The 21,951-nt window shown below is 63.0% G+C and carries 13 protein-coding genes; 9 read left to right on the top strand and 4 right to left on the bottom strand.

Features of this window, described 5'->3' with window-relative positions; translation table 11 throughout:
• The first annotated feature begins 51 nt into the window (after positions 1 to 51).
• Both H0921_RS13425 and H0921_RS13420 read left to right on the top strand, forming a co-directional pair.
• Positions 52 to 1,425 (top strand): tryptophanase, encoded by a 1,374-nt coding sequence (locus H0921_RS13425; RefSeq protein ID WP_194538986.1) that lies wholly within the window; start codon positions 52 to 54, stop codon positions 1,423 to 1,425.
• A gap of 77 nt (positions 1,426 to 1,502) precedes the next feature.
• Positions 1,503 to 2,366: a TIGR04283 family arsenosugar biosynthesis glycosyltransferase gene (locus tag H0921_RS13420; RefSeq protein WP_194538984.1), complete on the top strand. Its 864-nt coding sequence runs from the start codon at positions 1,503 to 1,505 to the stop codon at positions 2,364 to 2,366.
• A gap of 62 nt (positions 2,367 to 2,428) precedes the next feature.
• On the opposite strand, the gene lpdA is transcribed toward H0921_RS13420, so the two are convergent.
• Positions 2,429 to 3,853, bottom strand: coding sequence for a dihydrolipoyl dehydrogenase (gene lpdA / locus H0921_RS13415; RefSeq protein ID WP_194538982.1), 1,425 nt, complete (start codon positions 3,851 to 3,853; stop codon positions 2,429 to 2,431).
• Between the two features lie 168 nt (positions 3,854 to 4,021).
• A complete protein-coding gene (locus H0921_RS13410; protein WP_228499683.1) occupies positions 4,022 to 6,340 on the bottom strand; it encodes a S46 family peptidase in 2,319 nt (772 codons plus the stop codon).
• Between the two features lie 270 nt (positions 6,341 to 6,610).
• Here H0921_RS13410 and H0921_RS13405 point away from each other — a divergent pair, with 270 nt between their 5' ends.
• The 3 genes from H0921_RS13405 (at position 6,611) to H0921_RS13395 (ending at position 12,299) form a co-directional block, all read left to right on the top strand.
• Complete coding sequence (locus H0921_RS13405; RefSeq protein ID WP_228499680.1) at positions 6,611 to 8,854, top strand: peptidase domain-containing ABC transporter; 2,244 nt, start codon at positions 6,611 to 6,613, stop codon at positions 8,852 to 8,854.
• Positions 8,855 to 9,061: 207 nt separating this feature from the next.
• Complete coding sequence (locus H0921_RS13400) at positions 9,062 to 10,534, top strand: HlyD family secretion protein (protein ID WP_194538981.1); 1,473 nt, start codon at positions 9,062 to 9,064, stop codon at positions 10,532 to 10,534.
• 52 nt (positions 10,535 to 10,586) lie between these two features.
• Positions 10,587 to 12,299, top strand: coding sequence for a TolC family protein (locus H0921_RS13395; protein ID WP_194538980.1), 1,713 nt, complete (start codon positions 10,587 to 10,589; stop codon positions 12,297 to 12,299).
• Positions 12,300 to 12,664: 365 nt separating this feature from the next.
• Here the strand turns inward: H0921_RS13395 and H0921_RS13390 are convergent, their stop codons facing one another.
• Complete coding sequence (locus H0921_RS13390; RefSeq protein ID WP_194538979.1) at positions 12,665 to 14,578, bottom strand: kelch repeat-containing protein; 1,914 nt, start codon at positions 14,576 to 14,578, stop codon at positions 12,665 to 12,667.
• A gap of 179 nt (positions 14,579 to 14,757) precedes the next feature.
• Positions 14,758 to 15,054, bottom strand: coding sequence for a hypothetical protein (locus H0921_RS13385; protein ID WP_194538978.1), 297 nt, complete (start codon positions 15,052 to 15,054; stop codon positions 14,758 to 14,760).
• Positions 15,055 to 15,166: 112 nt separating this feature from the next.
• Here H0921_RS13385 and csx2 point away from each other — a divergent pair, with 112 nt between their 5' ends.
• From csx2 to metK, 4 genes are all read left to right on the top strand, one after another.
• A complete protein-coding gene (csx2, locus tag H0921_RS13380; RefSeq protein ID WP_194538977.1) occupies positions 15,167 to 16,453 on the top strand; it encodes a TIGR02221 family CRISPR-associated protein in 1,287 nt (428 codons plus the stop codon).
• 340 nt (positions 16,454 to 16,793) lie between these two features.
• Positions 16,794 to 18,638 (top strand): threonine--tRNA ligase, encoded by a 1,845-nt coding sequence (thrS, locus tag H0921_RS13375; RefSeq protein WP_194538976.1) that lies wholly within the window; start codon positions 16,794 to 16,796, stop codon positions 18,636 to 18,638.
• A gap of 458 nt (positions 18,639 to 19,096) precedes the next feature.
• On the top strand, positions 19,097 to 19,975 hold the full coding sequence (locus H0921_RS13370) for a TIGR03000 domain-containing protein (protein WP_194538975.1): 879 nt from the start codon (positions 19,097 to 19,099) through the stop codon (positions 19,973 to 19,975).
• Positions 19,976 to 20,497: 522 nt separating this feature from the next.
• The gene (gene metK, locus H0921_RS13365; protein WP_194538973.1) at positions 20,498 to 21,763 is read left to right on the top strand and encodes a methionine adenosyltransferase; all 1,266 of its coding nucleotides are present in this window, start codon (positions 20,498 to 20,500) and stop codon (positions 21,761 to 21,763) included.
• Positions 21,764 to 21,951 lie beyond the last annotated feature (188 nt).

Here is a 21,951-nt window from a genome sequence, read left to right as displayed (position 1 = left end):
TATGGATCATACCCTGTCGTGGCTGCAAGAGCGGGCGCCGAGGAACCCAGAATGAAGACCATCATCGAACCCTTTCGCATCAAGATGGTGGAACCGTTACGGTTGACCACACGCGCGGAACGGGAGGCGATTTTGCGTTCCGCCTATTTCAATCCGTTTTTGATACCGGCGGAGGCGGTGCTGATCGACTTGCTCACCGACAGCGGCACAGCGGCGATGTCCAGCGAGCAGTGGGCCGGGATGCTCCGGGGCGACGAGTCGTACGCGGGGGCGCGGAGCTGGTATCGTTTCGAGGCCGTGATGAAGGAGATCACCGGCATGCCCCACGTTCTGCCGACGCATCAAGGCCGGGCCAGCGAACGCATCCTCTTCGAGCTGCTCGGCGGGCCGGGTAAGATCGTGCCGAGCAATAGCCACTTCGACACCACCCGCGCGAATATCGAGCACTCCGGAGCGGAGGCGGTGGACCTGCTCTGCGAAGAAGGGAAAAAGCCCCGCCTGCGCCGCCCTTTCAAGGGGAACATGGATGTGGCCCGGCTGGAAGAGCTAATCCAGAAGGTGGGGCCGGAACGCATCCCCGTCGTCATGATGACCGTCACGAACAACACCGGCGGCGGCCAACCCGTGAGCCTGGCCAATCTTCGAGCGGTGCGCCAGGTCTGCGACCGTTACGGCATCCCGTTGTTCCTGGACGCCTGCCGCTTCGCCGAGAATGCCTACTTCATCAAACTGCGGGAAGAAGGACAGCAGCACCGCTCCGTGCGGGACATCGTCCGGGACATGTTCGCTCTGGCCGACGGCGCCACCATCAGCGCCAAGAAGGATGGGCTGGTCAACATCGGCGGCGTGCTGCTCATGCGGGATGATCAGCTAGCCCAGCGGGCCAACAACCTCCTGATCCTGACCGAAGGGTTCATCACTTACGGCGGACTGGCAGGGCGGGACCTGGAAGCGATGGCCCAGGGTTTCCAGGAAGTGCTGGACGAGGATTACTTGCAATACCGCATCCGCAGCGTGGAGTATCTGGGCGAAGGTCTGCTGCATGCCGGGGTGCGGATCGTCGAGCCGCCGGGGGGGCACGCTATTTACATCGATGCCGCCGATTTCTGCGAACACTTGACGCCGGATGAATTTCCCGGCCAGGCCCTGGTGTGTGCCCTGTACCGCCATGCGGGGATCCGCGGCGTCGAGATCGGCAGCGTCATGTTCGGACGGCAGGACCCGGCCACGGGACGCATGATCCATCCGCCGATGCAATTGGTGCGCCTGGCCATCCCCCGCCGGGTGTACACCCAAAGCCACATCGACTACGTCATCGAAGCCGTGGCGGAAGTCTACGCCGACCGCTCGTCCATCCGCGGCTTGCGCCTCATCGACGCACCCCCGCTACTGCGGCATTTCACCGCCCGCTTTGAGGAGATTTGACCCGGCTGGACCGCGACAAGTGTTATCGTCCCCCTGCATCCTTGTTTTCTCTTATTTCCCCCCTCCCTGGAGGAAGGATGAACCGCTCCATGACAGACCGGCCTTCACCCTCACGCACCCTCACCCTGGCTGTCATCGTGCCGACCTGGCAGGAAGCGGATTGCTTGCCCCTGCTGCTCCAGTCGCTTCAGGAGCAAAGCGCACCGGCCGAGTGCATTGTCGTCGCCGATGGCGGCTCCACGGATGGGACCGCGGCCATCGCGGAGCAAGGCGGCGCCCTGGTTCTCTCCTGTCCTCAGCGCGGCCGAGGCCGACAGATCGCTTACGCCCTGGATTTCTGTCCGCAGGACATCATCCTGATCGCCCATGCCGACATGATCTTCCCCCCTGTGGCTTTGGAACGGGTCCGCCAACGGCTCGCCGATCATCCCGAAATTGTGGGCGGCTGCCTGGGCCATCGCTTTGACAGTGCAGCCTGGTGGTATCGTCTCGTCGAATGGGCCGATCGCCGCCGCGCCCGCCGGGGACTGGCTTACGGCGACCAGGCCCAGTTCTTCCGCCGCTCGGTCCTGGAAGCCATCGGCGGCTTTCCCCCCTGGCCGTTTCTGGAAGATGTGGCCCTATCCCGGCGTTTGCAGCTAAGCGGACCGCTCGCCTATCTCGATCTTCCCGTGACGGTCTCTCCGCGCCGCTTCCAAAAGCGGGGACTGCTCCCCGTGCTGTGGCAGAACTGGCGCATCCGGCGGCGTTTGGCCCGGCATGGCGAAACCATCGTAGAGAAACTGTACCAGGAATACTACGCGGCCCCACCGCCGGCCGCCGGCGTAGAAGCGCTTAGGCAACGAGAAACATCAGAGCCAAGGGGCCAGAACCGCTCTTCTCACGCCGCACTTCCTGGAAGGAACCGGGGACACGCTTCGGACGGCGTAGCCCACGGATAGCACTCACTCCGTTGAACAAGCAACACTCACTTATACGCGCTGGGTGTTTCCAACGAGCAGCTCTAACTGCGTTTCGGACGAGCGATATGGACGGAGGCACCGTAAGCCAGCTCGGCACATTCCATGAGGGTTTCCGAAAGGGTGGGATGGGGGTGAATGGTTTCCAGGAGGTCGCGGGCGACGGCGCCCATCTCGATGGCCAACACTCCTTCGGCGATCATATCTCCGACACCGACGCCGACCATGCCAACGCCCAGGATGCGTTTGCTGTCCGGCTCGACGAGGAGTTTGGTCAACCCTTCGGTGCGGTCGAGGGTTACTGCGCGGCCGCTGGCGGTCCAGGGGAACTTGAGGACCTCGTGGGGAATCCCTTCCGCCTGGGCTTGCTTTTCCGTCAGGCCGGCCCAGGCGATTTCCGGATCGGTGAAGACCACGGCTGGAATCGCGCGGGGCTGCCAGGCCGCCGGTTCCCCCAAGAGCGCTTCGACGGCGACCCGTGCTTCCGCTGTCGCCTTGTGGGCCAGTCCCGGCTCCCCCGCCGCATCGCCCACGGCATAGATGTGCGGTACGCTGGTGCGGCGTTGTGCATCGACGCGGATGTAACCACGCTCATCGACCTGCACCCCGGCCTTGTCCAGGTTCAGATGGGCCGTATTGGGCCGGCGCCCCACGGCGACCAGCACGTGGTCGAAGAGGAGCCGTTCCGGCACATCCCGGCCTTCCAGGGTCACAGCGATCCCCTCCTCCGCCGCTTGCACACTGGCCACCCGCGTGTTCACGTAAATGGCGGCGAACTCCCGACGCAGGCGTTTCTCCAGCGGCGCCACCAGGTCCCGGTCCGCCAGGGGCAAGAGGCCGTCCAAGGCTTCCACGACCGTCACCTGGCTGCCCAGGGCCGCATAGACGGTGCCGATCTCCAAGCCAATGTACCCCCCTCCGATGACCAACAAGCGCGGCGGCAGGCAGGACAGTTGCAGGGCGGCCGTGCTATCCCAGATGCGCTGGGGATCGACCTGCCAGGCGGAAGGCACCACGGGCAGCGAGCCGGGAGCCAGGATGCAATGCTCGAAGCGCAAGGTCAGCTCTTCGCCGACGCTGGGACGCACCCGGACGGTGTGCGGGTCGAGGAAGGTGGCGTGACCGGTGAGCACCTGGACGCCGCGGGCCTTGGTCAACTGGGCGATCCCGCTATTGAGCCGGCCCACGACTTGCTTCTGGACGTAGCTGCGCAGGCGCTCCAGGTCGATCTGCGGTCCCTCGAAGCGCACGCCCTGTTCCGCCAAGGCGCGGACTTCATGGAGGAGCCGGGCGATATGCAACAGCGCCTTGGAGGGGATGCAGCCGCGATTGAGGCAGACGCCGCCCAGGCGGTTATCCTCATCGACCAGGGTGACGGCCCATCCGCGATCGGCCGCATGCAACGCCGCCGGGTAGCCGCCGGGTCCGGCGCCAATCACCAGGAGCTGAGTGCTGCGGGTTTCCGCCATCGCTGTGTCACTCCCTTGGGAAGCTGGGGCAGCCGCTTCCGCCACGGCCTGATTGGTCCCTCCGGTCCCCGGCAGCGCTCCGCCGCCCCTCTTGCGCCGCCGCTCGGCTGGACCCCCGCCTCCGCCTTACCTTCGCCCTGTCTCCGCTCCTCTCCTTCCCTTTCTCTGTCAGCGCTTGAGGACGCCGGTGATCTCATCCGCCAGGTCCTGGGCATCGTAGATTTTGCGCAGCGCTTCCAGAATGCCCCGGCTATCGACGGAGATGGCCCGCGCTTGCTCGTCATCGTAGATGAAGTCCAGCACCAGCGACTGGATGTTGCCATCGAAGATCAGGCCCACGACCTCCCCCTTTTTGTTGATGACCGGCGAGCCGGAGTTGCCGCCGATAATATCCGCCGTGCAGACGAAGTTCAGCGGCGTCTGGAGATCGAGGGCCTTTTTGCGCTCCAGCCAGCGCTTGGGCAGCACGAAGGGGGGCTGATGCTTCTGCTCCTCGGCTCGCTGGAACATGCCGGCGAAGGTGGTGAACGGCGGCACGTCCTTGCCATCTTCCTTGTACCCCTTGACCACGCCGAAGGCCAAACGCAGGGTAAAGGTGGCATCAGGATAGACCCGGTCCCCATCCATGGCGAAGCGGGCCTTGGCCAAAGCGGCGTAAGCCTGGCGCTTCGGCTCCTCGACTTCATTCTCGAAGCGCTTGCGTACGGCGCGGGCAGCCGGATCGACCAGCAGGGCCAGATCCATCATCGGATCGTTCCAACGGCTGACCTCGACCTTCTGGCCGGCCTTGGCCTTCTCTTCGATCTCTGCGAAGACTTTCTTGCGGAACTCCACATCGCGGACGCGAGTGCCGCTGATCAATTCATAGGCCCGTTCGCGGGGGGATTTGCCAGCCAGCACTTTCTGAACCAGTTCGTGCTCCGCTCCCAGACTCGTCGCCAGGAAGGTCAGGGCATCGGTGAGTTTGACGATCTCCAGGTCTTCATAGATCGGTTCATCGGAGAAGAGCTGGAATTTGAGGCTGGGCAGGCGAGCGTCGGCGAACTCGCGCAGGCGTTCTCCGCCGGGTTTGGGCAGCTCCTCGGCAGCACGGACGAGGGTTCGGGCGATTCCGAAGGAGGCGCAATAGAAGCCGGCGGCGTTTTCCAGCAGGGTGACATCCCGGATCAACTCGGCCCGGACCTTTTCCGCCTGGGCGATGACCTCAAAGGCTTTCGTGGCCTCGGCGTGCCAAGGCGGCAGGGGCTGCATCCGCACTTGCAAATGGGTCAGATAGTCCCGCAGGCGTTTCTCCTGGGCCTCTTTGCGGGCCATCAGTTTGGGATCGAGCAGGCCCGCCAAGCCGCCGATCCGCGCCTTGCGGCTGTTCTGGATGCTGAATAGCTCATCTTCCGCACGCTGGGCATTGCGCTCGCTGCGGGCGCTCCAGGCGCTCAGCAGCACCTCCAGCCGGTTGAGACGCTGGAGCAGATAGGGATAGCCGGTGTCCCGCAGGTATTTCAGCTCCGCCATCGTATTGCCCCGGTTGGTCCGGCCCGGATGCCCCGAGACGAAGACCAGCTCCCCTTCCCGGCTCCCCTGGGCGCTCCACTTCAGATAATGCTGGCTGTTGATCGGCTTGCCGTTCTCGTACACGCGCACAAAGGCCACATCGAGGCAGTAGCGGGGATATTCGAAGTTGTCCGGGTCTCCGCCGAAGAAGGCGGCGTCTTTTTCCGGCGCGAAAACCAGGCGGATGTCAGTGTACTTTTTGAAGGTGTAGAGGTGATATTGCCCGCCAGCGTAAAGGGTGACGACATCGGCGCGGATGTTTTTGTCTGGGTCAGCGGCGGCTTTCTCCAGCTCGGCGATGCGGGCCTGGCGCAGCTTGAACGCCTCGGCGGGCGGGGTCCCCGGCGGCACCGCCTTTTCCACCTCCGCCGTCACATCCTGGATCCCGATAAGGACGTTCAGCTCCAGCCCCTTGCAAGGCAACTCCTCCGCCAAAGTTTTCGCATGGAAGCCGTCACGCAGGTAGTTCTTCTCCGGGGTAGACAGCTTGGCCAGATCATCCGAAGCCACGTGGTGATTGGTCATCACCAGGCCGTAGGGGCTGACGAAGCTGCCGGAGCCGCCGGAATTGAAGCGGACCGAGGCCAGCCGGACATGTTCCAACCAGGCGTCATCCGGGGCGAAACCGTACTGTTTCTGCAAGTATTCCCGCGGCGGCTGGTTGAACAGCCACATCCCCTCATCGCCATAGACGGGTTCCGCCATCATAAGCCATCCCACTGCTAGAATCACGTTTTTTGCCAAGGTGATGAACCGGGAGCGCATGATCTGCCCCTCCACAGGTCGAACGGTTGCGTCCTGCCCGCCGCGACTGAGGTCCCCTTCCCTCCGCCGTGGTGTGGGCCACAACCCGCTGGTGGCGACGTTATAGCGTTCCCGTTGCGTTTGTCCGCCCCTGCCGCTCCGCCAGCGAAATCGAGCCTCGGCCGCCGTCATAGCTAACCGCAGCTCCCCATGCGATCGGCCGCCTCAGAGAGACAATCCCGCCAGGCGGGAGGCTAGCCCCTGGGTTGGAGTCATGGTACGGCCTGGAACGGCCGGCAGGCCAGCAGCGACGACGAGGCCAGGCAGGAATCCGTGACAGGGAAGGAAGGCGGTGGGACAACTCCCTCTCTCCAGGTTATCATGGTACAAAAAGCCTTCGGTAAGCACTCGGAAGCCGACCCCGGCGAGTCGCAACCGTGGCGGGAAGGCAGGATGTGCGGAATGCGACGGCGACGAACAACCCCCTCCGAGGAGATCGCGGTGCTCAGTGACTTGAAAGCCCAGCAGCCAGCCTCGGCGCAGGATATCGAATCGCTCAGAATCCTGGAATATCTGGCGCAGGTTTGCGATCTGCCTTTCGATCTGGAGCATGCCGCCCAGCTTTATCGGGCGGCGGTGCAGCGGATCGAGCCGACGTTGCCGCGGGCCTCACGCATCCGCTTGGCTCAAGCGGCCGAGGGACTGGGGATTCGCCTGCAATCCCATCACTACTCGATCCGGGAGGCGTTGTCCTACATCCACCGTGAGGAAGTTCCCCTGCTCATTTTTGCGATCACGCCCACGGGGAGCGGGCGGTGGTTCATTATCGAAGATGCTGAGGGAAGCCGGGGCTTGCTCATCGCCTCGGATAAGGAAGAGCCGGTCTGGCATAGCGCGGATGAGCTAGCGGCTATCCTAGGCGCCAGCGACGCGGATGTGGTTCTGGAATGGCTGGAACCGATTCCCATCGCCGTCACGACTCCTCCGTGGCCGGCTCCGAAGCAGGAGGAGGAGCACGGCCACTTCCTGACCGGCCTGCATCCCTGGAAGCGGCTGCTGCGGCTGTTGCGCCCCGACCGGACGGACATCCGCCTGGTCATCGCCTTTGCCGTGGCGATCGGCCTGCTCAATCTCACCGTGCCGATTGTGACCATGGCCGTGGTCAACACCGTGGCCTTCGGCACGCTGATCCAGCAGCTCATCGTGCTGTGCCTGGGCTTACTCGTGGCGCTCACGATCGCCGGGGTTCTGATTCTGTTGCAGTATTTGCTCGTGGAGTACATCCAGCGGCGGATATTCATTCGTGTGGCTTCGGAGTTGTCGTACAAATTGCCGCGGGTGGACCTCAAGGCCTTCGACCACCGCTACGGGCCTGAGTTGGTCAATCGGTTTTTCGATGTGCTGACCGTGCAGAAGTCCTCGGCAGTGCTGCTGCTCGATGGCGTCTCTTTGCTGTTGCAGATCGGCATCGGCATGGTCCTGCTGGCCGTATATCATCAATTGCTCCTGGGATTCAACATGCTGCTGTTGGGTGCGCTGGCGTTTTGGGTCGTGGTGTTGGGACGGGGCGCGGTGCGCACGGCCATTCGGGAATCCGTCGCCAAGTATCGGGTGGCCGGCTGGATGGAAGAAATCGCGCGGCATCCCGTGGCTTTCAAGCTCGCCGGAGGTCCCCGCATGGCCTGGGAGCGGGCCGAAGCTTTGACGCGGGAGTACCTCGAAGCTCGCAAGCAGCACTTCCGCATTCTCCTGCGGCAGTTCGCCTTCCTGGTGCTGCTGTATATCGTCATCAACGTGGCTCTGCTGGCGCTGGGCGGCACCTTGGTGATCCAGGGGCAACTCACCCTTGGCGAACTCGTGGCGGCGGAAATCGTCATCAATCTCATCCTGGCGACTTTCCTCAAGATCATCAAATACGTCGAGGCGTACTACGACATCTTGGCGGCGATGGATAAACTGGGCCAACTCCAGGACCTGCCGTCCGAAAGCCTCACCGGGGAGCATCACGTCGCGCACAGCAAAGGGGCGAGCGTCACCCTGCATAGCGTCTCCTTCACCTACAGCGGGCAGAAGTGGCCAGCATTGCAACAATTGTCGTTGAGCATCAGTCCAGGGGAACGGGTGGCGATTGTCGGCCCCAATGGCGCAGGCAAAAGCACCCTGGCAGACGTGCTCTACGGCTTGCGCACCCCCCAAAGCGGCTGGGTGGAAATCGACGGCGTGGATATCCGCAGCCTGCGTCCCGATTCCTTGCGGGAACATGTGGCCCTGGTCAAAGGGGTGGAAATCATCGAAGGGACCGTGCTGGACAACCTGCGCATGGGGCGCGAAGAGATCAGCCTCATGCAAATCCACGAGATCCTCGCCAAAGTCGGCATGCTGGACACCATCATGGCCTTCCCCGACGGGCTGCATACTATGCTCTGGGGTGATGGCAAGCCACTGTCATTAGGCCAGGCCAGCCGCCTGATGCTCGCCCGCGCCATGCTGGGAGAACCGAGACTCCTGATCATCGACGAAGCCTTGGACCACCTCGATGAACAATTCCGCGACATGACACTGGCCACTCTCTTGGGTCCAGACACGCCCTGGACGTTGATTGTGATCACACACTCCGAAGCCGTAGCGCGCCAATGCGACCGCGTTATCACCTTGCTGCCGCCAGCGCGTAGCAGTCCGCGGGAGGTCCAGAGCCGCGCCGGCTGATCCTTGCGCTGGACTAGGGAAAGCTAAGGAAGCTGGACCTGGGCCTTCGGAGCCGCTGGGGGAGACAGAAGACGCCCTGGTCCGACTGGGGAGATGCACAACGGATAATTGAGGAAGCGCGGCGGTTCTCCCGCGGGGTTGGCCCCAAGCCGTGCCCAAAGCCCCTGGGGTGCGCGCGCTCTCGTCTCTCAAGCTGGAGACATGACGATGATCCGATCTGCCTTCCGTTCTCCCATCCGCTCTGCCGAACCCGATCTGCATCTACCGGCCATCCGCCTGAGCCAAACTCCGCGGTCGGTGCGCCGCTTGGCTTTCGGCCTGGTCCTGCTGCTGTTTCTGCTGCTCCCCGCCGCCGCTTTCGTCCCCTGGACGCAAACGGTCCCCGGCAGGGGACAGACCATCGCCTTCCATCCCGCGCGCCGCCCCCAATTCATCGTCTCTCCCATCGAAGGGCGGGTGAAAAAGTGGCATGTGGTGGAGGGGGATCGGGTGCGGGCCGGGCAGTTGCTCGTGGACCTGGTGGACAACGATCCGCTCATCCTGGAGCGTCTGCGGGAGCAGGAACTGCTCGCTTTGCAACGCCTCACCCTGGCGGATGGGCGCGTCAAGGACCAGGAGTCCCGCTTGCAATATGTGCAACAGGAACGGGAAGTGCTGCTGGCGGAGGCAGGCTATCGCGTGGAACAAGCCCAGGCTCAAGTGCTCGTGGCCCAGCAGGAACTGGAACGTGCCCGTTTCGACCTGCAACGGGAAGAGCTGAATTATCAGCGGACCCTGCGCTTATACCGCAGCAGTCTCGGTGAAGGGAAAGTGGTGTCGAAGGATGAACTGGAAGAAGCCGAGCGGAAGCGCAACCTGGCCAAGGCCCAGGTGCCGCTGGCGGAAGCGCGGGTCAAGCTAGCGGAGAAAACGCTGGCAGCCGCCGAAGCTCAGCGGGAGGCCACCGACAAGCGCACCGCCGCCCTCATCCAAACGGAGGAAGCCGCCCTCAAGGCCGCCCTGAGCGAACAAGCTGCCGTCCGGCAACAATATCTGATGGTGCGGTCCCAGGTGCAGCGCCAGGAGAACCAGCGCGTCTATGCACCCGTGGCGGGCGTCATCTTCCGCATTTTGGCGAACGCTGAAGCCGGCGGGCAACTGGTGCGTCCCGGCGAACGCCTCGCGGTGCTGGTCCCCGATTTGGAAGATCCCAGCAAACCGCCGATTCAGCCGGCGGAACTGGCCCTGCTGGGAGGGCTGGCTTACAGCTTCTACGACCCCTTGACATGGGGGGAATACCCCGCTATTGTGGCCGAGCTTTACATCGATGGCAACGATCTGCCATTGGTGCACAAGGGGGCCCCGGTTCTGCTCCAGTTTGAGGGGTGGCCTGCCGTCCAGTTGGCCTCGTTTCCCCAGGTGGCCGCGGGAACCTTCCGGGGGGAAGTGTACCTGATTGACCCCACTTCCGATGGCAATGGCCGCTTCCGCATTCTGGTGGCACCGGCAGCGGGGGAGGAATGGCCTGCGTATGAATACCTGCGCCAAGGAGTGCGCGCTCAGGGCTGGATTCTCCTGCGGCAGGTTCCGCTGGGCTACGAAGTCTGGCGCGTGCTCAATGGCTTCCCGCTGGTCCGCGAACTCAAGCCGGCGGAGGAATCGGCTTCGCCCTTGGGACCGGTCCAGCGCCGGGGCAAGTGAGGCGAGGCCGGCGGCTGGGCTGATCGCCTCCGGGCCTCCTGCCAGACAAGCCGTGATAGCTGGCCGCCGCGGCGGGTTAGTCCTGCTGGCCGTTGTCGCCCTCCTGCCGGTCAGTTGTGCCCTGCAATCGCCTTTGCCGTCGAATGCCTACCTTCGCCAGCCGCTGCCTGTTCCCACGCTGCCTCCGCCTCCACCGCCCGCTCCCCTGCCCGCGCCCCCTCACGATACCACGCCAACGGCGGAACCGCCTGAAGCCCCGCCCCCGCGACCGGCAGAAGACCGCCCCGAGGCGGTGGAACCGACTCGGCCCGCTCCTTCGCCTTCACCGGCTTCACCGCCCGCCGTCTTGCCTTTCCCCCGACCCGCCGAAGAACCCCTGCGGCTGGAGGAAGTGCTGGAAAGCGTAGCGGCAGCCTTTCCCCTGCTTTATGCCGTGGAACTCGAACGGACAATCGCCGCCGGCCAGCGGCTCGCGGCGGAAGGGCAGTTCGACCCGGTGCTCCGCCTCCGCTCCGCCGAGCAGGGGGGAACCTTTAGCAGCAGTCGGCTCCTGGCCAGCATCGAGCAGACTTCTCCCTACGGGGGCATGTCCACCTTTGCCGCCTGGCGTTGGGGCCAGGGCAACTTTCCGATCTACTACGGCGACCGCAAGACGGGCGAGGGAGGCGAATGGCAGGCCGGAGTCATAGTGCCTCTTTTGCAAAACCGCGCGATCGATCCCCGGCGGGCACGCTTGCGGGCCGCGCAGATCGCCGAGAACCTGGCCGAACCTACCATCCGCCGGGCGCGCCTCGACTTTTTCCGGGCCGCCGCCCAGGCTTACTGGAGCTGGCAAGTGGCGGGCGCTCAGTATCGCATCGCCGAGGAGCTGCTCCGCCTGGCCGTGGATCGCCAGCAGGTCTTCGACGAACAATTCCGCGCCGGCAAGATCGCTGAAGCCCCGGTGGCCCTCAACCGCCGCCTCGTGGCCTCCCGCCGCGAAGCTCTACTCGCCGCCGAACGGCTCGTCCAACAATCCGCTTTGCGCCTGTCCCTGTTTTTGCGCGACGAACAGGGCCAGCCCGTCGTTCCTCCTAGCCATTGGCTCGACCCCAACTTCCTGCAAACCCCCTTCCCCCTGCCCCGTGCGGAAGGCCTGGCGGCGGATGTGCAATTGGCCCTACGCCAACGCCCCGAATTGATCCGCTTCCAATTGGAAAAACAGCGGCGCAGCCTCGAATGGCAACTGGCCAACAATCAACTCCTGCCCAACCTCAACCTCGTGCTGCAAGGCGCCCAGGACGTCGGAGCCGCCAAAAAAACCCTGAGCGGTACGGGACCCTTCGCCACGGACCGCACCACCGGCGAAGTCGGGGCCGTGTTGGAGTTTCCCCTTCCCTTCCGCAATGCCCGCGGCCAGGCGCTGACGGCTCAGGCCCAGCTCGCCCAACTCCTTGCCCAGGAACGCTACGCCCGCGACGAAATCACCGTCCAGGTCCAGGACGCCGTCTCGGAACTGCTCCTCACCTGGCAGCGCCTCCAGCAAGCCCAGGAGGAACAGCGACAGGCCGAACGGGTCTTGCAAATCGAAACCGTGCGTTTCCGCGAAGGACGCATCTCACTGGTGGAGCTGAACCTGCAAGAGATCGCCGCGGCGGAGGCCAAGACCAAGGTCGCCGTCATCCTGGGGAGTTACTTCAACGCCGTCGCCAATTATCTGGCCGTGTTGGGAGTAGACCAACCCCGCGGTCCGCTCCTCAGCCAGGTCCTGTCCCCGCCGCGCTGAGCCGGAGGAACCTCCCCACCCTGTCCTCGGCAGCCCGCGCGCCTGCCATCGCCTGGCCGCCAGTCGTTGCCGAAAATGTCCGCCGAAGCAGGCGTACAGGCCACACCCCAACTCATGCCGCTGACCATTCCTTGCCCCTGGGAACAGCATGACCAAGAGCAGCCACACGAATGCGAAGCCTCCAAGGTGTTTACCCCGCCAGGTGGGTCCCAACTCCGCCGCGGGAACTCCCCCTCGCTCACGCCCTAACCGCTCGCCTCGGCGCCATCCCTTGACTTCGGCCCCATCTCTGAACAAGCGACCAAATGCAGAAACCGAGCCGAGTAGGCCCAGATCAGGCTGGGGGGAAGGCAGGAGCCGTCCTTTCATTGATGCCATTCGCCAATGAAGGGCAAGTAAAATGGCCGCCACTCCCGGTTGAACCACACCGGTGCGGATGGAAAACCCTCTTGCCCAAGGGCGTCCACGGCGACCACATAGTACCGGCGTGCAGCTTTGCCTGCGGTCGGATCACTGTAAGTCGTCCTGGAAATAGGGTGCGCTGTGAGTCGCGAAACAGGGTCCTTTTGCCAGCGGCCATCCATACGGTAGATACGGTAGCCCTGGATCCCTTTTTCGGGATTGGCGGCCCATTTGAGGTGGCAGGTGGTCCCCTCCTCTTTGGCGAACACCCACTGCGGCGAGGAAGGGAGTGTGAAGCAGGCGGGAGATGGGCCGCTCCATTCGCCGCGGGCGTTGACGGCACGAATGCGGTAGGCGTACACGGCGAAACGATACGGCTTGCCATTGTCCTCCAATTCCTCGGGATAAAATCGGCGTTCGTAGATCGGCTTGGCGGCGACAACCTTGGGCGTTTGCAAGTCCACTGACGTATCGGTGAACGTTGTCCCTTTCACCGGCATCGCGGTGAGGCGCTCGAATTGTCCGATGCGGCGAATGGCGCCCACGGATGGCTCTGGGAGCGGCGGCGTGCTCGACTTGAGACGCTTGAGCTGATCCTCGCTCCACACTTCCACCACGGCGCGTTCCACATGATAGCCGACGATTGCGGAGCCTTCCAAGTTGTCCGTTTCACCGGGCAGTTTTACCGGCTTCCACGACAACTCCACCTGCTTGGCGGACACAACGGACACGGTAACGTCTTCCACAAGGGGCGGCTGCGTGCGCTTGCGCGGGGAGGGCTTCGGTGGCTCATGAGGCTTGCCGTCCGCATAGCGATAGGTCCAGATTTGTTGTTCGTGGCGGCCCTGGGGCGGATGGGTGCGGTTTTCCAGAATGGCCAGGTTGAGTTCCGGAGCGAACATGAGCTGGCGAGCACGGGCGCCGGACGGGTCCGGTTCCTGGGGAGGGTTCATCTTGGTCCATCGGTTCGCACCCGCATCGTATGCCCAGGTTTCCAGGCGATCCACGCTCTTGCCTTCGCGCGTTTCGGTGATTTTCACCACGGCCAGGATGACTTTGTTGTGCGGGTCATAGGCGAGCACCGCATCATTCTGTTTCGTCGGCGGCATGACTGCCGGCTTCATGTCCCGCCATTCGTTCTTCTTCAAGTCATAGGCCCAGGTGTGGGGATCATCGAGGAATTGCGCACCGAACAAGATGTGCAGCTTGCGGGCCGAGTCATAGGCCATGTTGCCGCCGCTGCGAAACTCCGGCTCGATCTTCGGATTCATCCACTTCCACTCGTTGGTGTAAGGGTCGTAAACGAGGGTCCCTTCGCGAGACCCCTCCCCGCCGAACACCACGACGACTTCCTCATCGGCATCCCACGACGCACAGCGCAGCGGAGCCAGTCGGGGCGACGGTAACGGCCGCATGTTGCGCCACAGGTTCGTTTCCAGATCATACGTCCACACCGAGGAATCGTTGAGATAAATCTCACGAAACCACTGCCAGCCATGACTCCCGCTAAAGGCCGGGAAGCGGATATAACGGCCGCGTATCGGGTCAAACACGTTTTGCTGACCGCAACAAATCCCCGGCGGGGAAGTGTTCGGTTCCTTGAGCGTCCACCTGGCGGTGATCGGATCGAAGGTCCAGACTTCCGAATGCTGTTCCCCGCCGCCCCCCTGATTGTGCCCGCCATAACGAATCATCACGTGGTGCTTGCTGTCCCAGACGCAGGCCCCCTCATAACCTAAGCGCGGCGACGGCGGCGTGCCTTCCAACGGACTGCGTTTGACCCATGTGTTCGGCGCTTGGGAAATGCTCGGCTCCTGCGCATAGCTCCCCACAGCCAGGATCGCAACTAACCCTGCTAAGCTCACGTGTCGTCCCATGGGCCGCCCCTCCCTCGAACCTCACCTTTCCCCCCAGCATTGAGACTTTATGGTAAACAACGGGCGGCTCTTCGCAAGTCCTTCGTTTCCGCGAGGGAAATGAAGCAGCAACTACGCCGCTCCTCCAGGCGGTACGCTGGAACAAACCAACATTTGGGCGTGACGCTCATCCACTTCGGCTATCGCTGAGGCAGATTTTGCTTTGTCCGTACCTGCCGTTGGGGTAAACTGGCAGTATACCCTAGCCCGGCGGATAACCTCTCCCTGGCCATGTTCGCCTGGCGGAGGCCGCGATTGCCGCAAGGCGTGGGCCGCTCGCGGGCAATTTTGCTCAGGAGCTGGGCAGGAAACAGCGGGGCGCGAATCGGTGTCATACCGTGGTGCGTCTCAACGTAATTCTGGGTAATGGCAGCCGTTTTTTGGGAAAGGAGTTGCCGACCCCACGGCTTCCCAAACTGCGGCAGGAGAGAGGTCATCACTAATCGTGCCAATATGATACCGGAAAATATCCGCATCCCTCACCGCGGAAGCATCGACCGACAACGCAGAGCTTCCCCGCCCCAGCGCTGCATCCCAGGAGTTGACCCTATGGCGACGACCCTCATCAGTTTCCTCGGCGTGGGCCGCAAACGCGATCCCCACAATCCCCGTTCCCAATACGAGCAGACCACCTATCGCTTCGATCCGCCCCCTTCCTCCCCCGGTTCATCGTTCACCCGCGCTACCTCCCTCTTCGGCTTGGCCCTCCTCGATTACCTGATCAACGGCCTCCAGAAAAAAGTCGAACGGTGGATCATTCTAGGTACCAACGCGTCCCTCTGGTCGGAGTTGTATCGGCTCCTCGATAATTCTGTGCAAAATCAATTGGAAGAAGAATATATAAGAATCGATGATCATGTCATATCTAAGACTATCAATCAAGATATACTCACTCATTGGGAAAGCCTCATTAATCAATATGGGGTCGATAAGCAGCCTCAGGTCTCCTTGCATCTGATCGAGCCGTTCGATCAGGAGCGGCTCGCGGAGGTGTTACTGAAGGCGGTGCCGGAGAAAAGCGAAGTGGTGTTGGACATCAGCCACGGCTTCCGCCATCTGCCGACGCTGGCCACCCATGTGCTTACCCTCATGCGCTGGACGCATGACATCCGTTCCGTCTCCTATTACAGCGGGGTGTTCGAGGCGCGGGATGCCCTGAATCAGACGCCGGTGGCCTGCCTCTCGTTCTGCCAGGAATTGCAGGGCCTGACCGAGGCGATGGCCGTCTTCCACCTGACCGGCAACTACCAGCAACTCCTCCAGCAGTTCCTTCAGAATGAGGAGGACCAGCAACTCGCCGAGCAGGTCTGGTTCCTGGAAAACACCAATCAGCTTTCCCGTGCGCGAACCCAAATCCAAGACCTCATCGATCGGCTCAGCCAGTCCCGCCATGCCAGCCCGGCACTCACCGCGATCATCCAGCAGCAACTACGCAACTTCCTCTCCAGCCGGCATTATGATGACGAATGGTACTATGCCAATGCGCAGGAAGCACTGAAACATCAGAATTATCTCCATGCTATAATCTTGACATATGAAGCGATTCTCATACGTACATGTCGCCTGGTTTTTGGCTATAAGAGTACATCCCGTTATGACAGCCGGAAGAATGCTGAAGAATATCTGTTCAACTATGCTGGCTTGGATGAAGAATACAAGGCCACCTTGCGGCAAGTGCAATGGGTGCGCAATGCGTGCTCCCACGGCACATCGCCAGAAAGACCCGATCCGGCGGTGGAAGCCGCCCTGGACGAACCCAGCCGTTTCTGCAAGCTGCTTCGCCTGAGTTGGAACCTCTACCGCGCTCTGCCGCAACTTCTGCCCCGCCGTCCGTGACGCCCTGACCGGTCGTGAAGCCCTGGAAATCTCTGAGGCTGCTTTCTCGGCCGGGCCGCCTCTGTCTCGCCGAGATCGCCCACTCCTTGGCGGCTCAGGACGAGGCTGCGATTTGACGAACCTGGCGGCGCGGACCCGTCCCCTTTTCGTTCCCTGGTGCTATATCTTCTGCAAGCCGGACTGGCGCAGGATAGAATGGTGATGCTGCAAAGGCCCGGTTCTGGAGGGGAGAGTTCGATCCGTGCTTGCGTCGGCTGGTCCGGCAGGCAGGGCAGCCCCCTGGCATGGGTCGCTTCTCGCCCTGAGGACATGGAGTAATGACGAAGAGCAGGGGACGATTATGGCCAGTGAAGCGGAGCTGAAGGCAGCCAGCGAAAAGTATATTCCCAAGGATTACGATCCGGCGCTATACAAGCTGCGGCATTCGTTTGCCCACGTTCTGGCCCAGGCGGTGGTGGAGCGCTTCCCCCAGGCCCGCCCGACGATCGGCCCGCCGGTGGAATACGGTTTTTACTACGATTTCGACCTGGACGTGAACCCGACGGAGGAAGACCTCCAGTGGATCAGCGAACGGATGCGGCAGATCATCCGCGAGAACCACCCGTTCCACGTGCGGGAGGTGACGGCGGAGGAAGCGCGGCAGATTTTCCGGGACAATCCGTACAAGCTGGAGCTGATCGAGGGATTGACGCGCGGGCAGGATGAGTATGGCAATGCCGCCGGGGGACCGGTGGTGATCACCGTGTATCAGCATGATGGGTTCATCGACTTGTGCCGCGGGCCGCATGTGGAATCGACGGGGCATCTGGACCCGGACGCCTTCCGCATTTTGCAGGTGACAGGTTCCTATTGGCGCGGGGACAGCCGGAACAAGATGCTCAAGCGCTTTCACGGCACGGCCTGGGCCAGCGCTGCGGATTTGCAGGCACATCTGGCCCGGCTGGAAGAGGCCGCCCGCCGCGATCACCGCAAACTGGGCCGGGAGCTGGAGCTATTCGCCAACGAGCCGATCTTCGGCTCCGGCTTCCCCATGCTTCTACCCAAGGGAGCGACCATCCGCCGGATTTTGGAGACGTTCATCACCGACTACGAACGCAAAGCCGGCTACGAGCACGTGTACACCCCGGACCTCGCCAAAAAGGAGCTGTACATTCAGTCCGGCCATTGGGCGCATTACAAGGAGAACATGTTCCCGCCGATGGAGGTGGGCGACGGGGAGGAGCTGGTGCTGCGCCCGATGTGCTGCCCTCATCACATTCAGGTGTACAAGTGCAAGCCGCGGAGCTATCGCGATCTGCCGGTGCGGATCGCCGAGCTGGGCACCATGTACCGCTACGAGCGTTCCGGCGTGGTCGGCGGCCTGTCGCGGGTCCGCTGCATGACCCTCAATGATGCCCACCTGTTCGTCCGGCCGGATCAGATCAAGGAAGAAATCGCCGGCGTGCTCAACCTCATGAAGAAGGCGTACGCTGACCTGGGCATTCAGGATTACCGCTTCCGCCTGTCCAAGCACGATCCCAACGACAAGGAAAAGTACGTGGACAATCCCGAAATGTGGGCCAAAGGGGAAGCGATGCTCCGGGAGGCGCTGGTAGAGCACGGCTTGCCGTTTTTCGAGGCGGAAGGGGAGGCAGCGTTCTATGGCCCCAAGATCGACGTGCAGGTCAAGGACGTCATGGGCCGGGAGGAAACTCTTTCCACCATCCAACTCGATTTTCACCTGCCGAATCAGTTCGAGCTGGAATACAAGGACAGCGATGACCGCCCGAAGCGGCCGGTAATGATCCACCGCGGCGTCATCAGCACGATGGAACGGATGCTGGCTTATCTGATCGAGCTGTACGCCGGGGCCTTCCCCGTGTGGCTGGCCCCCGTGCAAGCGGTGCTGGTACCGATCGCCGACCGCCACTTCGACTACGTCCGCCACTTGGCCCAGCGCTGGACGGAGCGGGATTTCCGGGTGACAGCCGATCTGAGCAGCGCCCGCATGAATGCCAAGATTCGCGAAGCCCAATTGCAGAAGGTGCCCTACATTCTGGTGGTGGGGGACAAGGAGGTGGCGGCCCAGGCCGTCTCGGTCCGCCTGCGCACCGGCGAGGACCTCGGACCCAAACCTGTCGCCGAGTTCGAGGCCCTTTTGGATCAGATGAATCGCAGCCGCTCGCTCCAACTGCTTCCCGGCTAGCCGGCCGCGCCAGTCTGGGCGGTGAGAAAGCCGCTGCGGGGCGTCCCCCCGCTTCCGCTGTTCCCACTCTGATCCTTCGTTCCTCCGCCTCCGTTTAGTACCCCTCTGCATTGCCAAGCTGTTTAGGAGCGGGAACCCCCTCCGGCCTTCTTGCCACCGAGGGACGCAGCGGAAAATCGCTTCCGTTGCCGCAGCGCAGACGACTTCACGGTGGAAGCCCCTCGATTCCCGTCGAGTCAATCGCTTGGTTTGATCGGCTGGGAGAGCCGCAAGTGGTGGTGGGACAAGCTCTCCGGGAACGCGGTTCCGTTTATGCGGTTGCGGGGGTTTACGCATTTTCGCCAGTTGTCGCAGATTGCCTTTGACTCGCCTGCTGTGCAGATTTACTATCGAAGGTGTGGCCGACGGGTGGAGATGGGACCAACTGCGGCTACAAGAGTTCTTCTGGAGGAGACGCCATGTATGGAGTGGTTCTTCTGGCGGCGCTGACGCCGGCTGCCGATCCCGCGCCTGCGGCGGAAGCGGCTCCGGTGGTGGTGTCCGGTTGTGCGGGGTGTGCCGGGTGCACAGGGGTGGTGCTGTACGGCTGCGCGGGGTGTACCGGCTGCTATGGCTGCACGGGCTGTCACGGCGGCTTGCTCGGCTGGCTGCATGCCAAGAAAGCGTGGAAGTATGCCCATCGGGCTTATGCGGTGGTGGACGGCGGTTGGGGTTGTAGCTGCTTGGGGGCCTGTTACGGCAGTGCCGCGTGCTACGGCGGCTATGGGGCTTGGCTGAGCACGCCCTGGGCCTGTCACGGCGGCTGCTACGGCGGCTACTACGGCATCGGCTCGGCGTTTGGGCCGTCGGTGATCATGGTGCCCACGGTGTGGGGCCATCGCACCAGCGGCGGCTGGGGTTACGCTCCGCCGGGCATCTACGGCGCGCCGTATGCCATCTACGGCCAGCCCACGCTGCCGCAAGCCCCGCCTCCCGGCACGCCGGATCAGCCCAAGCCAATCGAACCCAAACCCGGCGATAAGGAGAAGAAGGACGGCACCAAAGAGGAGGGGAAGAAAATCGGCGCTCATCTGAAGTTCGTCCTGCCGGCGGAAGCGAAGTTGTATGTCGATGGCCGCCTGACGACCCAGGAAGGGACGGAGCGGGCCTTCACCACCCCGCCGCTGCAACCCGGCCAGCTCTACTATTACGATGTCACTGCTGAACTGACCGTGGCCGGGCAAACCGTCCGCGAAACCAAGCGCGTGCTCGTCCAGTCCGGGGCTGACATCACCGAGACCTTCGGCAAGCTCTTCGCCGCCATCGAAGGCCGGGCCGTTCCCGTCGCCGGAAAGTGACATCTTCCTGTCGCTGGAAAGTGACCCCGGCCGGACCGGCATCCCCCGTATTTGCCCAGAACCGGATGCGGGACAGGAAATGGGCGGGGATTCCGGATCAGACCGTCTGGCCATCGATTTCCGCTTTTCCACTCCCTCCGTCCTCGCTCTCGCTTCTCTCGCTCCTGATTCTCTCGCTCCTGAAGAGAGGGCGGGAGCCGTATCATTTCATTTGGAGAGCCGTATCATGGGAAAGGGAGGAGATTGGGCCGACGGCACACGTGGAATCCCCCGCGGAGCGTCAGCGCTTCGACAGTCGGGGGGAAGAAGGGGAGTCAGGCCTCCTGATCTGCGGGAACGGATGGAGGGGAAGCCCGCTAGCCTGCGGGAACAAAGGCAGGCGGGGCGCATGGGGCGCGAGTGCGGGGAAGGATCCGCCGGGCACTTGGCCTTGGGCAGGGTGTTTGTGTATAACGAGCGTACCAAAAGCGGGGTCGCCGGGTTTTGCGGTCCAGGGAGGCCGTTGTTGTTGGGGGCGTGATCGTGTCGGATGAGCGTTATCTGTTTACCAGTGAATCAGTGTCGATGGGGCATCCGGACAAGGTAGCCGATCAGATTTCCGATGCCGTGCTGGATTACTGCTTGCAGCATGATCCGAACAGCCGGGTGGCGTGTGAGACCCTGGTGACGACGAATCTGGTCGTGGTGGCTGGGGAGATCACCACCCAGGCTCCCCTGACACGGGAAGCGATCGACCGTCTGGTGCGGGAGGTGATCCGAGAGATCGGCTACGTGGCCCGTAATGAGGCGGAGCGGGAAGAGATTGGCTTTACGGCGGAGTCGTGCCAGATCGACTGCCACATCCACGCACAAAGTCCGCATATCAGCCAGGGGGTGGATTGCGGCGGAGCGGGAGATCAGGGGATGATGTTCGGCTTCGCCTGCAACGAGACGAAGAGCCTCATGCCGCTGCCGATCCATTTGGCCCACCGGCTGGTGGAGTATCACGCGGAGTTGCGGCGGAGCGGTCGGCTGCCCTGGCTGCGGCCCGATGCCAAAAGCCAGGTGACGGTCGAATACAACGCCGACGGAACTCCGCACCGCATCCATACGGTTGTGCTCAGCACCCAGCATACCCGCGAGGTGATGACCTGCCGCCAGAATAAGGACTATTTCACCGATGAGGCCCGCGAACGGATCATCCACGAGCTGATCGAGCCGGTCTTGCGGCGGGAACGGGAGGACCTGATCCGCGGGCGGTTCGTCATGATTCCGCCGGGGGACAAGCCGCCCAAGCTGGAAGCGGGAGACATCGCCTGCCATATCAATCCGACGGGCTGCTTCCTAACCGGCGGTCCGCACGGGGACAGCGGCCTGACCGGGCGCAAGATCATCGTGGACACCTACGGCGGTCGGGGCCGCCACGGCGGCGGCGCCTTCAGCGGCAAAGACCCCACCAAAGTCGACCGCAGTGCCGCTTACATGGCCCGCTACATCGCCAAAAACATCGTCGCTGCCGGCTTGGCCCGCGAATGCGAAGTCCAGCTCAGCTACGCTATCGGCTACCCCGACCCGCTCAACATCTGGGTGAACACCAACGGCACGGCCAAGATCGCCGAAGGGCGCCTCATCGAGCTGATCCGCGAATTCTTCCACCTCACGCCCCAAGGCATCATTGACACACTCAAACTCCGCCGGCCGATCTACCGGCAGACCGCCTGCCACGGCCACTTCGGGCGGGAGCTGCCGGACTTCACGTGGGAAAAAACGGATCGGGCTGAGGCGCTCCGCCGGGCTGCCGGCGTCTGACGGCCTCCCCGTACTCCCCGTCATTTCTGCCGCCCTCGGACTCGATTCCCGGAGCAGTCCGGTTCCTCGGACTCGATGCCCGGAGCAGTCCGGTCCCTCCGCCCGGTGCAGACTGTATTCGTCCTTGGACCGGTCGCTGGGAAGGGAACCTGCCTTCCCGTGCTGTTTATCCCGGCCCAATTTTTCTC

The sequence above is a fragment of the Thermogemmata fonticola genome, from assembly GCF_013694095.1.
In the GTDB taxonomy this organism is placed as follows: Bacteria; Planctomycetota; Planctomycetia; order Gemmatales; family Gemmataceae; genus Thermogemmata; species Thermogemmata fonticola.
The sequence above is the reverse complement of the archived record's forward strand: the minus strand, read 5'-3'. Positions and strand labels throughout refer to the sequence as shown.

Bases quoted from the DNA above. Each gene is read 5' to 3' on its own strand.
- H0921_RS13425 (WP_194538986.1), top strand. From the start codon at position 52: ATGAAGACCATCATCGAACCCTTTCGCATCAAGATGGTGGAACCGTTA.
- H0921_RS13420 (WP_194538984.1), top strand. From the start codon at position 1,503: ATGAACCGCTCCATGACAGACCGGCCTTCACCCTCACGCACCCTCACC.
- lpdA (WP_194538982.1), bottom strand. From the start codon at position 3,853: ATGGCGGAAACCCGCAGCACTCAGCTCCTGGTGATTGGCGCCGGACCC.
- H0921_RS13410 (WP_228499683.1), bottom strand. From the start codon at position 6,340: ATGACGGCGGCCGAGGCTCGATTTCGCTGGCGGAGCGGCAGGGGCGGA.
- H0921_RS13405 (WP_228499680.1), top strand. From the start codon at position 6,611: ATGCGACGGCGACGAACAACCCCCTCCGAGGAGATCGCGGTGCTCAGT.
- H0921_RS13400 (WP_194538981.1), top strand. From the start codon at position 9,062: ATGATCCGATCTGCCTTCCGTTCTCCCATCCGCTCTGCCGAACCCGAT.
- H0921_RS13390 (WP_194538979.1), bottom strand. From the start codon at position 14,578: ATGGGACGACACGTGAGCTTAGCAGGGTTAGTTGCGATCCTGGCTGTG.
- H0921_RS13385 (WP_194538978.1), bottom strand. From the start codon at position 15,054: ATGACCTCTCTCCTGCCGCAGTTTGGGAAGCCGTGGGGTCGGCAACTC.
- csx2 (WP_194538977.1), top strand. From the start codon at position 15,167: ATGGCGACGACCCTCATCAGTTTCCTCGGCGTGGGCCGCAAACGCGAT.
- thrS (WP_194538976.1), top strand. From the start codon at position 16,794: ATGGCCAGTGAAGCGGAGCTGAAGGCAGCCAGCGAAAAGTATATTCCC.
- H0921_RS13370 (WP_194538975.1), top strand. From the start codon at position 19,097: ATGTATGGAGTGGTTCTTCTGGCGGCGCTGACGCCGGCTGCCGATCCC.